12 protein-coding genes are annotated in these 12,748 nt (G+C 48.3%); 8 read left to right on the top strand and 4 right to left on the bottom strand.

Annotated features, from left to right (window positions below; translation table 11 throughout):
- Positions 1-90 precede the first annotated feature (90 nt).
- Positions 91-396, top strand: coding sequence for a DUF2627 domain-containing protein (locus NYE33_RS16955; RefSeq protein WP_042138708.1), 306 nt, complete (start codon positions 91-93; stop codon positions 394-396).
- A 376-nt stretch (positions 397-772) separates the two neighbouring features.
- A complete protein-coding gene (locus NYE33_RS16950) occupies positions 773-1,903 on the top strand; it encodes an IS4 family transposase (RefSeq protein WP_042135621.1) in 1,131 nt (376 codons plus the stop codon).
- 288 nt (positions 1,904-2,191) lie between these two features.
- On the opposite strand, the gene NYE33_RS16945 is transcribed toward NYE33_RS16950, so the two are convergent.
- The 3 genes from NYE33_RS16945 to NYE33_RS16935 are packed head-to-tail and all read right to left on the bottom strand — an operon-like array spanning position 2,192 to position 6,050.
- Positions 2,192-4,039 (bottom strand): ABC transporter ATP-binding protein, encoded by a 1,848-nt coding sequence (locus tag NYE33_RS16945; protein WP_076245575.1) that lies wholly within the window; start codon positions 4,037-4,039, stop codon positions 2,192-2,194.
- On the bottom strand, positions 4,020-5,798 hold the full coding sequence (locus tag NYE33_RS16940) for an ABC transporter ATP-binding protein (RefSeq protein ID WP_341066736.1): 1,779 nt from the start codon (positions 5,796-5,798) through the stop codon (positions 4,020-4,022). Before NYE33_RS16940 ends, NYE33_RS16945 begins: the two co-directional genes overlap by 20 nt.
- 18 nt (positions 5,799-5,816) lie before the next feature.
- Positions 5,817-6,050, bottom strand: a complete 234-nt coding sequence (locus tag NYE33_RS16935; RefSeq protein ID WP_042138711.1) for a hypothetical protein — start codon at positions 6,048-6,050, stop codon at positions 5,817-5,819.
- A gap of 157 nt (positions 6,051-6,207) precedes the next feature.
- On the opposite strand from NYE33_RS16935, the gene NYE33_RS16930 reads away from it, so the two are divergent.
- Positions 6,208-6,777, top strand: coding sequence for a thymidine kinase (locus tag NYE33_RS16930; RefSeq protein WP_042138712.1), 570 nt, complete (start codon positions 6,208-6,210; stop codon positions 6,775-6,777).
- 350 nt (positions 6,778-7,127) lie between these two features.
- On the opposite strand, the gene NYE33_RS16925 is transcribed toward NYE33_RS16930, so the two are convergent.
- Positions 7,128-7,646 (bottom strand): DinB family protein, encoded by a 519-nt coding sequence (locus NYE33_RS16925; protein WP_042138713.1) that lies wholly within the window; start codon positions 7,644-7,646, stop codon positions 7,128-7,130.
- 130 nt (positions 7,647-7,776) lie between these two features.
- Here NYE33_RS16925 and NYE33_RS16920 point away from each other — a divergent pair, with 130 nt between their 5' ends.
- The 5 genes from NYE33_RS16920 to NYE33_RS16895 all read left to right on the top strand — a co-directional run bounded on the left by NYE33_RS16920 (position 7,777) and on the right by NYE33_RS16895 (position 12,689).
- Entirely contained in the window at positions 7,777-8,448 is a 672-nt protein-coding gene (locus NYE33_RS16920) for a hypothetical protein (protein WP_042138714.1), read from the top strand.
- Entirely contained in the window at positions 8,429-8,947 is a 519-nt protein-coding gene (locus NYE33_RS16915; RefSeq protein WP_197074261.1) for an accessory gene regulator ArgB-like protein, read from the top strand. Before NYE33_RS16920 ends, NYE33_RS16915 begins: the two co-directional genes overlap by 20 nt.
- A 143-nt stretch (positions 8,948-9,090) precedes the next feature.
- Positions 9,091-9,429, top strand: a complete 339-nt coding sequence (locus tag NYE33_RS16905; protein ID WP_042138715.1) for a LytTR family DNA-binding domain-containing protein — start codon at positions 9,091-9,093, stop codon at positions 9,427-9,429.
- A gap of 261 nt (positions 9,430-9,690) precedes the next feature.
- Positions 9,691-9,870 (top strand): sporulation histidine kinase inhibitor Sda, encoded by a 180-nt coding sequence (sda, locus tag NYE33_RS16900; protein ID WP_039300400.1) that lies wholly within the window; start codon positions 9,691-9,693, stop codon positions 9,868-9,870.
- Positions 9,871-10,121: 251 nt separating this feature from the next.
- On the top strand, positions 10,122-12,689 hold the full coding sequence (locus tag NYE33_RS16895) for a bifunctional 2',3'-cyclic-nucleotide 2'-phosphodiesterase/3'-nucleotidase (protein WP_341066734.1): 2,568 nt from the start codon (positions 10,122-10,124) through the stop codon (positions 12,687-12,689).
- Positions 12,690-12,748: the final 59 nt, after the last annotated feature.

The following is a 12,748-nucleotide window of genomic DNA, read 5'->3' as shown; positions in this document are numbered from 1 at the left end:
ACTTATAAACGTCATGTATCCATGGACTTTTGCCAATTGAAGCGTTATCATAGGGGTGAATTCAAACGGCTGCGAAGAGGAGGGACGATTATGAAACTGCTCATTTCACGCTTCATTGCCATCCTTATCCTGGTGATCCCCGGCCTTCTGGCCATGAAGGGTTTCCTGATGATGAAAGATGATATTTTCAACTTTATCTCCATGCATGGCGACGAGTCCGTCACTCCGGATTTCGCCTGGCTGCATTTTGGCGGAGGATTACTGCTATTCCTGGCCGGGATGAGCTTCCTCGGCGGCTGGATTCTGACCCGGGACCGCAAGAAGAACTACGTAGGACCACGGTTCAGAGAGAAACAGAAAGCGCAGCAGCCCCCGTCCACCAATGCCACACCCTAATAATAATCAATAACACTAATAAGCAGGGGATGTCCCAAGCCAGGATTGAAATGGCTGCAGAGGCATCCCCTTTTGTCGTTCGAATGTTCTGAAACCAACTGCAATGTAACTTGAGCCGGAGAAAATCCCGATCCGCACCCGGAATTCTACAACCTCTTATACTTGATTCGTTACCGGCCTAGGAAGCACTGTCTATTAGGCCGCTGCAGACAAAAATGTTGTATGTTTTGCAACTTTGATACCCAGATAGCCAGGTATCCGGGTGGATTGTTGTATGAAATATAGGCGTGTTGATTTCCCAAAAAAAGGGACAAAAAAGGCCGCCATTTCGGGTAATGGTAAGTACGACCAAACCAAACCGAAATGAGGCGACCTCATGAATAAATATACCCCATTCTTAGCTGTTTTCAAACAAGTGTTAACATCGGATGAAGTCGAAATGGTGACCGGACAAACCAAGGACTACGTGGATAGAGGAACCAAAATGACCGTCGGGTTGCTACTCGATTACTTTGTCCAAGCCTGCTACCACAAATGGGACGGCTTCCGGCAAAGTGCCCGCTTAGGCCCAAACTTTGACTTGCCTGAGATTCATTACTCCACCCTTTCCGGCAAGGCCGGTGAAGTCCCTTACGAAATCTTCAAACGTATCTTTCAAATGCTCGTCACGAAATGTAACCGTCAAACCCGGCGGCATCTGAATCTGCCTAAAGATCTTCTGCTGATTGACTCGACTACGGTCACGGCGGCGAACTCCCGAATGCCTTGGGCCTCGTACAAAAAATTCAGAGGGGGCATTAAGCTGCATGTTGCTCTTTCGCAGGGTCAGCGTTCACCCGTGAACGTGGAGGAATCGATCGCGAAGCGCAATGACGCTCCGTTTGGAGAAGTCTTGGCAGATACGGACTACATTTTGGTACAGGATCGGGCGTACGGAAAAATCAGCAGATTGGATCAATATGTGCTTCAGGGCCAGTCGTTTGTGATTCGACTCAAAGACAATCTCCATTTGGTGAAGCCGAGAAACCTCCAGCGACCCGCAGAGGGAGAAACGAACATTGTTCGTGATATTACTTGTTATATCGGTCAAGGGAAGTGCCAATCCGCTAAGCGCCACCGGGTCGTAGAATTTGAGAATGACCGGGGGGAAGTCGTACGGGTCGTGACCGATTTGAGAAAAGAGTCTGCTTATGTGATCGCTGAAATCTATAAGGCACGCTGGGAAATTGAAGTCTTTTTCCGCTGGATTAAACAGCATCTGAACGTGCCATGTCTATTTGGAACCACTGAAAATGCAGTATACAGCCAATTGTTTGTGGCCCTTGCGGTCTATGTACTTCTGAGACGTGTTTATGATGAAATCCACCCCAACGTGCCTGCCTTTGCTCAACTGACCCTTTGGGAATTTATGCAGCATTGGCGTATATTTAGTCTTCCGCTGGAGTGGCAGGTTCAACTTAGTCTGCTCAGGAACAAGGTTGTTTTGGGAATTATATCCATACCATAATATGGGGAATCAACAGGCCTGTATGAAATACAACAATAATCCGGCTAAGCCGCTTAAATAAAGTGAAATCCTGCATTTACTACAACAATTATGGTTTTAGGCCGGTAGGTAGAGGGAAATGTTGTATTTTGTGCAGGATTTCATTAAAGTTGCCCGATCTCTGTCCCCGGAAAGCGGATATAGTCGGGACATTCGTGCGGCCACAGCAACAGCAGCAGCCCGGAAGTCCATCCTGCACCGCCCATTTCAGCAAAGCATCTTCCCTATCCCATCCTTGCCGGCAGCAACTTACTGCGCAGCAGCCCCCTTGCTCCCCTGTACCAGTTCGCTATAGAGACCGCCCCGCCGCAATAGCTCCTCATGGGAACCCTGCTGAATCAGCCGTCCGCCTTGGAGCACCAGTATGCGGTCAGCAGCCCGGATCGTGCCCAGCCTGTGGGCAATCACAAAGCTCGTCCGCCCTTTCATCAGCGCCTGAAGGCCTTCCTGAATCTTAATCTCGGTCACTGTATCAATACTGCTCGTAGCTTCATCCAGCACCAGCATAGACGGATTCGCGAGAATTGCCCGGGCAATAGCTAGCAGCTGCTTCTGCCCCTGACTGATGCCGCTGCCGTCTACGGACAGCATCCGGTCATAGCCCCCTTGCAGCCTCATAATGAAGGCATGGGCATTGGCAAGCTTCGCGGCTTCCTCCACCTCTTCATCGGATGCATCCAGTCTGCCGTAACGGATATTGTCGCGGATCGTTCCTTTGAACAGGAAGGAATCCTGCAATACGAAGGCCATGTGGCTGCGCAGACTTTCCCGGGTAATCGTGGAGAGCTCTCTTCCGTCCAGCGTAATACTTCCTTTACTCGGATCGTAGAAGCGGGACAGCAGGCCGATTAGGGTGGTTTTGCCGGCTCCTGTAGGTCCAACAAGCGCAATCATCTCTCCGGGCTTAGCTTCAAAAGAAATATCCTGCAGTGTATCTGCGCCTCCATCATAGGAGAAGGATACGCCCGAGAACTTCACCGCGCCCTCCACATGCTGCAGCTTTACCGCTGCCCCCTCATCCCTGGCTTCTGTTTCTTCATCAAGTACTTCGAATACCCGCTCCGCTCCGGCAATTGCCGACAGAAGCGTGTTCCACTGGTTCGCCAGATCATTCAGCGGGCGTGTGAATTGACGTGCATATTCGGCAAAAGCAATAATTATCCCTACTGTTACGAGTCCGCGGATGGCGAGCAGCCCCCCGACTCCGGCAACGATTGCAAAGCTTAGGTTGTTCAGACCATTCATTAGCTTGGGAATGAAACCGGATATCGCCTGCGCCCAGTACCCTGACAGCATAATCCGTGTATTGCGCTCCCTGAAGCCGGTAATGACCCGCTCCTCCTGCGAGAACGCTTTGATAATCCGCTGCCCGGACAACGTTTCTTCTATAAATCCGTTCAATTCCCCCATATTGCGCTGCCGTTCCTTGAACAGCGGGCCGGTCCGCCGGGTAATCCAGCGCATACCCAGCATCATCAGCGGCACAACGATGAAGGTCAGCAGCGTCAGCAAGGGACTGAGCCACAGCATTACCCCCACCGTACCCACCAGCGTCAGGATACTGGAGAAAATCTGAATCGCCGAGCTGTTCAGCGTCGAGCTGATATTCTCAATATCATTGGTTAGCCGGCTCATAATCTCCCCCTGCTGCCTGCGGTTGAAGAAGGAGATCGGCAGACGGTGCAGATGAGAGAACAGATCCGTACGCATCCGGTATACGGTCTCCTGGGCAATCTCGATCATCCAGATATTCTGCAACCAGGAAATCAGAGAATTAAGCAGATAGACAAGCGCCAGTGTGACCAGAAAAATCACCCAGGTTCTGCCCCCGTCCCCTTCAAGATAATGGTCCACCGCCCGGCTGATCAGGTAAGGTCCAAGCAGGGACAGTCCTGAGCTGAGCAGGACCATAAACAGTACCAATAACAGCTTAGCCCTGCGCTCCGCAAGGTAACTCCATATCCGTCCAAGCGTACCGGACCAGTTCTTGGCTTTGGCCTTCGGTTTCCGGGCGCCCATTGCCCCGAAGACCTTCCCTTCTCCCAGTCCGACCTCCAGCTTCGGATGGCGGAACGGCTCAATGAGTGCTTTGAACATGCTGCGCCTCCCCTGTCTGTGACTGATAGATTTTGCGGTACAGCGGGGACGCATCCATCAGTTCTTTATGCGTCCCCTGGGCAATCAGCCGTCCTTCGTCCAACAGCAGAATCAGATCGGCCGACACAGTGGAACTGATCTTCTGGGTGATGAGGAACGTTGTGCAGGACATCGTCTTCAGCTCCGCCAGTAAAAACCCCTCCGTCACCGCATCAAGCGCACTGGTGCTGTCATCGAGAATCAGAATCGCCGGTTTGCGTACCAGTGCCCGCGCGATGGTCAGACGCTGCTTCTGTCCACCGGACAGATTGACTCCGCGTTGCCCAAGCCGGGTATCGTACCCCTCCGGCAGTCCTGTAACAGTCTCATGAATCTGTGCCGCTGCGGCTGCCTGCTCAATGTCCGCCTGACCCGCCTGCCCGTTACCCCAGGCAATATTTTCTCGGATCGAGCCGGTGAACAGCAGTACCTCCTGCGGTACATAACCAATCGATCCCCGCAGTGCCTGTATGCCAATTTCCGTATGCTTCATCCCGTCAATCCTGATGACACCGCTGCCACACTCATACAGACGGGGGATCAATGTTACCAGAGAGGATTTACCTGAGCCCGTTGCACCCATAATCGCCACACGTTCTCCAGGCTGCACCGTGAAGGAAATGTCCTCCAGCACTTTAATCTCACTGCCGGGATAACTGAAGCCGACCTGCTGGAACTCGACCTTCCCCTTAATGGCTGGCACCTTATTCTGATTCAGAGGACCCTTTTGCGCTGGCCCCATCCCGTTCAGGGGCGCCATTCCCAATTCCCCCGGACCTTCACTGGCCGACATCACTTCATCAATGCGCACGGAAGAAGCTCTGGCGCGCGAGAAGCTTACCATGATCCAAGACAGCGCAGACAGTGCACCCATGGTGCGCAGGGAGTAATTAATGACTGCAACGGTCTGGCCGAGCGTCGCATCACCTGTGGATATCTCAATCCGGCCAAACCATAAGACAGCCAGAATTCCAGCATTCACGATGATCATAATGAACGGTGTCGAGGTCTCCGTGAGCCGCAGCGCGGATACAGTCGATTGCATCAGCTTCCCGCTGAATGAGGCAAACCGGCTAATCTCATGACCCATGCGTACAAATACACGAATCAGGCGGATACCGGTAAGGTTCTCCTGAATGACACCATTGACATCATCCAGCCGGTTCTGCACATTGCGGAACAGAACAGAGGCTCTCCGCATCAGCCATAGGAGGAAAATCACCAAAAACGGCAGCGTCACCGTCAGCAGCAGCCCCAGCTTGACATGCACCACGAGCGCCATAATTACGCTGCCCACCACTACCAGCGGGATACGGGTCATGAACCGCAAACCCATGAATATTGTATCCTGCAGCTGAGACACATCACCCGTAAGCCTTGTAATCAGCGACGAAGTAGGGAACCGGCTGAAGATTTCATAAGAGAAGGATTGCACCTTCTCATACAGCTTGTCCCGCAGGTCAAATGCGAACCCCTGGCTGGCATGTGATGCAAAAAAGGAGCTGAGCACTCCGGCAAGAAACGCCACTGCCGCGCTTCCCACTAGCACACCGCCCCACAGCCAGACTACCGCTGTATCTTTTTCCCGGATGCCTTCATCAATGATTTTGGAGATCAGCAAAGGCTGCGACAGCTCTACTGCCAGTTCGATCAGCATCATTACCAGCGCGGCAATGGCTGCGACACGGTATTTTTTAAGATAAGAGAAGGTTAGCTTCATCGGTTATACCCCATTTATTTATTCGTAGAGCGCATCCCGCAGACGGGTAGACATCGCTGAGCCTTGTCCCGATTTCAGGATGACCCGGCGCAATGCCTTATTGCTGCGGTGAAGCTCCGTCATTTCTGCCAGCATTTGAACCAGTAAATCCTCCGACTCAGGGCTTAGTTCCCCCTTCTCCTGAAGTAGGTTCAGCCGTTCCTTGTATTGCTCCAATTTCTCTGTCACCTGATAAACTTCCTTTCTGTTCACAAGATTCTCCTGCTGAAGACATAATTGCGTTCATTATATCACATCCCCGCTGGAGCAATCTTTTCACTGGCTACCCCGGCCCCGAATATGATACTCTAATAAGGTCGCATTTTTCGGATACTATTAACCAAGCTGAACAGCGAAAGGATAGATGGACGTGGCACAGTTATTTTTCAAGTATGGGGCAATGAATAGCGGCAAATCCATTGAGATTCTCAAGGTTGCACATAATTACGAGGAGCAGGGCAAGTCGGTACTCCTCTTCACTCCATCCCTTGACGACCGGGACGAAGTCGGTTACATCTCTTCCCGGATCGGACTGCGCAAGCAGGCCATCCCTATCGACGAGAATACGGATATCTACAGCATTGTCAGCAGCAATCTGCCGAAACCCCACTGTGTGCTGATAGATGAGTGCCAGTTCCTGACTAAGGACTGCATTCTCCAGCTCGTGCGCATTGTCGATGAGCTCGGCATTCCGGTCATGGCCTTCGGCCTCAAAAATGATTTCCAGAACAATCTGTTCGAAGGCAGCAAATACATGCTGATCTACGCCGACAAGATTGAGGAAATGAAGACCATCTGCTGGTTCTGCGCCCGGAAAGCCACCATGGCACTACGGGTCGAAGACGGCAAGCCTGTATACAGCGGCAAACAGATTCAGATTGGCGGCAATGAAGCCTATTACCCGGTCTGCCGCAAATGCCACAAGAATCCTCCATTGTAAAAAAGAATGTATAAAAGGCTTAAAAGGTTTCCCCTTCCAATCCTATTTAGCCTTTTGTTATTTCCTTTAATCACTTTATAGATAGAAAACACCAAAACGCATTCCAGCCATTGTTAGGCTAAAATGCGTTTTTTGTGTTTTATTCTAATGAATAGCCTTCAGTGCACTGTGCTCATCTTCCTTACGTACATACAGATCATGCTGAACCGTAGCCTTTCCTCCATAATTAGCACGCTGGGTATCCCTGGTCAAAAGTGGTATATACTAATGTGCGTTCCCGCGGAACGAAGAAATGCCAGATGCCTTTTAGCAAGCTCATAAGCGCTCCCCTCCTGCCTAATTACAGCATTTTAGTTCAAGTAACGTTCATGAAGAATCCGCAGATGATGCAGCTCATGTCCGATAATCAGACAGGCCTGCGCCCGAACCGACATGGCTATTCCACCGAAGCTCCCCTTGCGTGTATAGGAATCCTCCGGCAGACTATCCAGCAGCGTCAGGGTGGACTCCCGGACGATCCGGTAATGCGTGATCATCTCCTGTAGCGAGAAGCGGTCGAATCCGCCAGCAGCAGCGTAATCATTCTCTTCATAGCCGGGCAGCGGCGCCTGCTCTCCTCTGGCAAAACAAAGCAGACGGTAGGACATAATCCGGTCGTTATCCGTTAGATGCCCTATCATTTCTTTGATGCTCCACTTCCCTGGTGCATACCGGTATGCGCCTTGCTCCTCAGTAAGTCCGCCAAACAGAGCCAATACTTGCTGCGTCTGCTCTCTTAGAATGACCCTCAAATCTCCTTCTGGCGGCACCAAAGTAATATATCTGGACTGGAATTCGGTGTATTCTCCCTGCTCTGGACGCTTCTGCATGGTAAAACTCCTCTCAAAATACATTTTTTAAGAAATATTTGCCGGAAAGTGTCAAAACCTGTTGTTGCATTTTATCCTATTATGTATAATATCACCAAGATTAGCTACTTTGGTATTTGGGAGTGTAGGCATGCTGGATTTTGTGCTCTTTATAATCCTATCCGTATTAGAAAGCTCTGCATTGTTCTATCTTGGATTCAAATTGTTCAAGATTGATCTTTATTCTAAAGAGATTATCTTTGCGGGTATTATTATGGCGTTTTTTTCTTATGTCCTCCGCTACGATTACCAACTTGCAGAACTAGATGTTCTAGTACAATACACTCTTATCATTTGCTTTTTATGGTTACTTTTTCGCATTCATATTTTTTATGCATTTATAATGACAGCGATTGCTTACCAATCCTATTTGTTAATACAGTCTCTTCTATATTTAATCATTGATTATACAGGGATATACGGACTTAACTATCCAACGATTTCTACAGGAATCTATATATTACAAATCCTGACCGCAACAACTACTATTATCATTGCTAATTACGTGGGTAAAAGAAGAAAAGGATTTGACTTTATTCCGGATAAACCTGATGAAAAAATCACTATCGGAAAACGCGAGAAAATTATGTTTATTCTAACAATTCCTTCGATTATTTTTGCAATGCTAATGCTATTTTTTGCAGAACATCTATTCAGATTTTTCTTTATTATACCTTTAATCTATGCTCTACTTTTATTTGGATACCTGTATCAATCAGACAAAAAAAATCGGGGTGATGATTTTGAACAGTTTGGCTCTTAAAATTTCACTCGCCATAAAGAAAACTAACCCTGAAGAAACAGTATCAGTTGAAGTTATGCAATATGCTTTAAGTATTATTTTGAATACACTCTTGACCTTCATCGTTTCACTGTCTATTGGATTAATATTGAACAATCTCAAAGAAACCCTGATATTCTATATAAGCCTTTCATTACTTCGTGTTTTTTCAGGAGGAGTTCACCTAAAATCCGCAACAGCATGTAATATTGTGACGATCTTAATTTGCTCCATGACCCCTTATTTATTTCAGCTTACAGATACCATCCTTTGGTTCGTTACAGCTATTTCTTTAATTCTAGTGCTTCTATTTGCACCAAATCCAGATAAAAATACCCAAATCCCAGTGAAATGGTACCCTTCACTAAAATTAATTTCAGTTATAATGGTTTGTTTAAATTTTTTTATTGCATCCTCTGTCATCGGACTGGCATTTTTAGTCCAGTCAGTTACAATAATTCCTTGGAAAAGGAGGTGCTAATCATGAAAAGACAGGTCGCAAAACATGCTTCTTCTGCCCTTAACGTATCTGCCCGCTTTTTTGCAGCTGTTATGAAGCTAGGATTCCACAGTCCAGAAGCTCCACAAGAATTACGTAAGTAATCGAACAAGGATGGGGACAACATGCGTGTTCTACTAAACGACGGCTCTTCCCGGGATATTCAGGAAGAAGAAATATTGTATTTCTCTAACTATAAGAATACAATATTCGTCCATACGAAAGAAGGCGAATTCGTTCTCCCCACCACCCTTTCCGATCTGTTGTCTGCATACAAGGATAACGGATTCGAACGTCTGGACCGTAGTAATGTAGTCAGTCTCAGCAATATAGAAAACTATGATATAGAACGTAAGGTCGTTCTATTTAATCAAGGAGAACAATTCGCTCATGTTTCGGAGTCCAACGAATCCCGGATCAAGAAGTATTTGAATGCTCGCCAATCTAACGTCTCTGAGTCCTAGTTAGCGCTCGTGATTCAGAATAATAATCCCGGAACCTTACAGGTTCCGGGATTATTTATATTGCGTCAGAAAGGTAGATATGAAGATCCCAAACCAAAGCCAATCATTATCCCATATTACCCATCTTTTGTAAAGATGAATTCAGAGGGCGAATGACAGCAGACGGATTAGCTTCCAAATGGTACCATTTTGATAGATTCGTAATGATTTAAAACAATTCACTTATTTGCTAGCACTCTCAACTACAGATGGAGGAATCTAATGGAATATTATTTTCATCCTTCTCCGCGCCCCTCATCACTTGAGCTATTGTCTGACGAACAATTAATTAACATCTATGAATTGGCGCTGGAAGCTAAAGCTTCAGCTGATTTTATCGAAATCATCAGAAATGTCCTCTCTGGCCGAAATCTGTTAGGCTCAGATCATTATGATGCCTAATCCCTATTTTCAAGCCCTCCTATAAAACCATTCTGCTTATTGGTATATTGACCCGGCCTGCCGGGCAATATACTTTTTTGTCATTTTAAGATAATCAAATTTTAGTTTTTAATTTCAATTTCAATATCTTTCCTATATAATATTCTTTGTGTTTGTTACCTAACTTGACAATAGAAGGGATGAAAGATTGCATGAGGCATAATTTCCAGCACTTATTGCACAAAACTGTTCTATCTTCACTCGTAATTTCTATGACTGTATTGCCATTCAGTGGAATGTTCGCGGCAGCTGCGCCGGCTGACTCCACAATGAAGCTGCGCATCATGGAGACTACAGACATCCACACCAACCTGCTCCCGTATGACTATTATAAGAGTGCTACGTCGCTGACCGTCGGACTGGCCCGCACAGCTAATCTTGTGAAGGCAGCCCGCCAAGAGATTGGCAATACGCTGCTGGTAGACAACGGAGACCTGATCCAGGGGACACCTCTTGGCACATACAAAGCGCTGGTGAACCCGATAAAGGGCACCGAGATTCATCCTGTGTACAAAGCAATGAACCTGATGGGGTACGATGTAGCCACCTTCGGCAATCATGAATTCAACTATGGTCTGGATTATCTGGATCAGGCGATCAAAGGCGCCAATTTCCCTTATATTAACGCCAATGTATATGTAGATGACAAAGACAGCAATCCGGACAACGATGTTAACAAATACAGCCCTTATCAGATCATTACCAAATCCTATAAGGATGAAGCCGGCAATATGCAGACGCTGAAGATTGGTGTACTCGGCCTTGTCACTCCGCAGATTACCGAATGGGACAAGAGCAATCTGGAAGGCAAAGTCATTACCAAGGATATCGTAGCTACAGCTGAGAAATTCATTCCACAGATGCGCGCAGCCGGTGCAGATCTGATTATCGCCATGACCCATTCCGGGTTTAACGGCAGTGCCGAAGCTTACGTGAAGGCAGAGGATGCTATTTTCCCGCTGAGTAAGGTTGCCGGTATTGATGCGATTACCTTCTCTCATACGCATAAAGTATTCCCTGCTGCAGATGAGAAGTCGCTGGATGTCCTCTTCAAGGATGCATCCGGCAAAGTATTGCCTGGTGTCGACAATGCCAAAGGAACCATCAACGGTGTCCCTGCAGTACAGGCCGGCTACGGCGGCAGTAATCTGGGCCTCATCGATCTGACTCTGGAAAAAACAGATGGCAAGTGGAAGGTCGCTTCATCGCAATCCTCCACCAAGGCAATCTATGATGCTGTTGCCAAAAAATCTACGGTAGACGTGGATCAGGCCATTGTGGATGCCGTGCAGGCCGATCATGAAGCAACAATTGCCTATGCGAACAGTCCAATTGGCACAACGACCGCACCGATCTACAGCTACTTCGGACTGGTTCAGGATGATCCATCCGTACAGATCGTTACCACTGCACAGAAGCAGTATGTAGAAAATTACATTAAAGCTAATCTTCCGCAATATGCAGGTATCCCGGTTCTGTCCGTCGGTGCTCCATTTAAAGCCGGACGTAACGGCCCGGAAGAATATACTGATATTGCTCAGGGACCACTGGCCATTAAGAGCGCAGGCGACCTGTACCTGTACGACAATACGCTGAAGGCGATTCTCGTGAAGGGGTCTGTGGTCAAGGAATGGCTGGAAATGTCTGCGGGCAAATTCAATCAGATTAACCCATCCGCAACAGAAGCACAGGAGCTGCTTAATTCCTCCTTCGCCGTCTATAACTTCGACGTAATTGATGGTGTAACTTATCAGGTCGATGTTACCAAACCAGCCAAGTACAAACCGGATGGTACCGTGAATGACGCCTCCTCCAGCCGGATTATCAATCTGCAGTATAACGGCAAAGCGATTGATCCGAATCAGGATTTCATCATGGCAACCAATAACTACCGCGCAAGCGGCGGCGGTAACTTCCCTGGTGTCAAAGGCAGCAAATACATCATCGACTCACCGGATGAGAACCGCCAGATCCTGATGGATTATATCACGGCCAGCAAAACCATTAATCCGTCCGCCGATAACAACTGGTCGATTGCACCAATCTCCGGGAATGTGAAGGTCACCTTCACCTCATCTCCCAAAGCAGAGACCTATGCCAAAACGACTGACAACATTGCTTATACAGGTCAAGTGGATGAAAAAGGCTTCGGCGTCTTCACTCTTGACGTGAGTAAAGCTGTAGCGCCTTCCCTGCCGGCTGCCGATCCGGTTACGGAACAGCCTGCCGTTGCAGTATTCAAGGATGTTCCCGTGTCACACTGGGCGGCTGGTTACATCAATAGCCTCACAGCAGATAAGATCATTTCCGGCAAAACAGCCGATACTTTTGATCCGAACGGTCTGGTAACCCGCGCCGAATTCGCCAGCTTGCTGACCAAAGCTTTGAAGCTGCAAGTCAATGTATCTCCAGTCTTCAAAGATGTACCCGCATCCGCCTGGTATGCAGGTGCTGTTGCAGCAGCTCATGAGAACAAGCTGGTTAGCGGTGTAACCGCCGACACCTTCGCACCTAATGCTTCCATCACCCGTGAACAGATGGCGGTTATGGTGAAGCAGGGGCTGGATCTTCGTGCCGGTAAAATATTGACTGCCTCCACAGCAGTCAGCTTCAGCGATTCGGCTTCCATCAGCGCTTGGGCAGCATCCGCTGTAGCCGTTGCTGTCGATAAGAAGATTATCGCCGGACGCACAGACGGCAGCTTCGCCCCTAAGGCTACTGCCACCCGCGCTGAAGCCGCCAAAGTAATCTCCAGCCTGCTGTCTGCTTCTGTAGAGTAACCCTCAGCTGCGAGGGCTGAAAGGCTATCCTGACCAGCATACACAGACGCAAAAAAGCC

Origin of the sequence: Paenibacillus sp. FSL R10-2199 (genome assembly GCF_038000235.1) — a bacterium.
Classification (GTDB): Bacteria; Bacillota; Bacilli; order Paenibacillales; family Paenibacillaceae; genus Paenibacillus_AQ; species Paenibacillus_AQ phytohabitans.
The sequence above is the reverse complement of the archived record's forward strand: the minus strand, read 5'-3'. Positions and strand labels throughout refer to the sequence as shown.

Excerpts from the sequence above, each read along its gene's own strand:
- NYE33_RS16955 (WP_042138708.1), top strand. The coding sequence starts at position 91 with ATGAAACTGCTCATTTCACGCTTCATTGCCATCCTTATCCTGGTGATC.
- NYE33_RS16950 (WP_042135621.1), top strand. The coding sequence starts at position 773 with ATGAATAAATATACCCCATTCTTAGCTGTTTTCAAACAAGTGTTAACA.
- NYE33_RS16945 (WP_076245575.1), bottom strand. The coding sequence starts at position 4,039 with ATGTTCAAAGCACTCATTGAGCCGTTCCGCCATCCGAAGCTGGAGGTC.
- NYE33_RS16940 (WP_341066736.1), bottom strand. The coding sequence starts at position 5,798 with ATGAAGCTAACCTTCTCTTATCTTAAAAAATACCGTGTCGCAGCCATT.
- NYE33_RS16925 (WP_042138713.1), bottom strand. The coding sequence starts at position 7,646 with ATGCAGAAGCGTCCAGAGCAGGGAGAATACACCGAATTCCAGTCCAGA.
- NYE33_RS16920 (WP_042138714.1), top strand. The coding sequence starts at position 7,777 with ATGCTGGATTTTGTGCTCTTTATAATCCTATCCGTATTAGAAAGCTCT.
- NYE33_RS16905 (WP_042138715.1), top strand. The coding sequence starts at position 9,091 with ATGCGTGTTCTACTAAACGACGGCTCTTCCCGGGATATTCAGGAAGAA.
- sda (WP_039300400.1), top strand. The coding sequence starts at position 9,691 with ATGGAATATTATTTTCATCCTTCTCCGCGCCCCTCATCACTTGAGCTA.
- NYE33_RS16895 (WP_341066734.1), top strand. The coding sequence starts at position 10,122 with ATGACTGTATTGCCATTCAGTGGAATGTTCGCGGCAGCTGCGCCGGCT.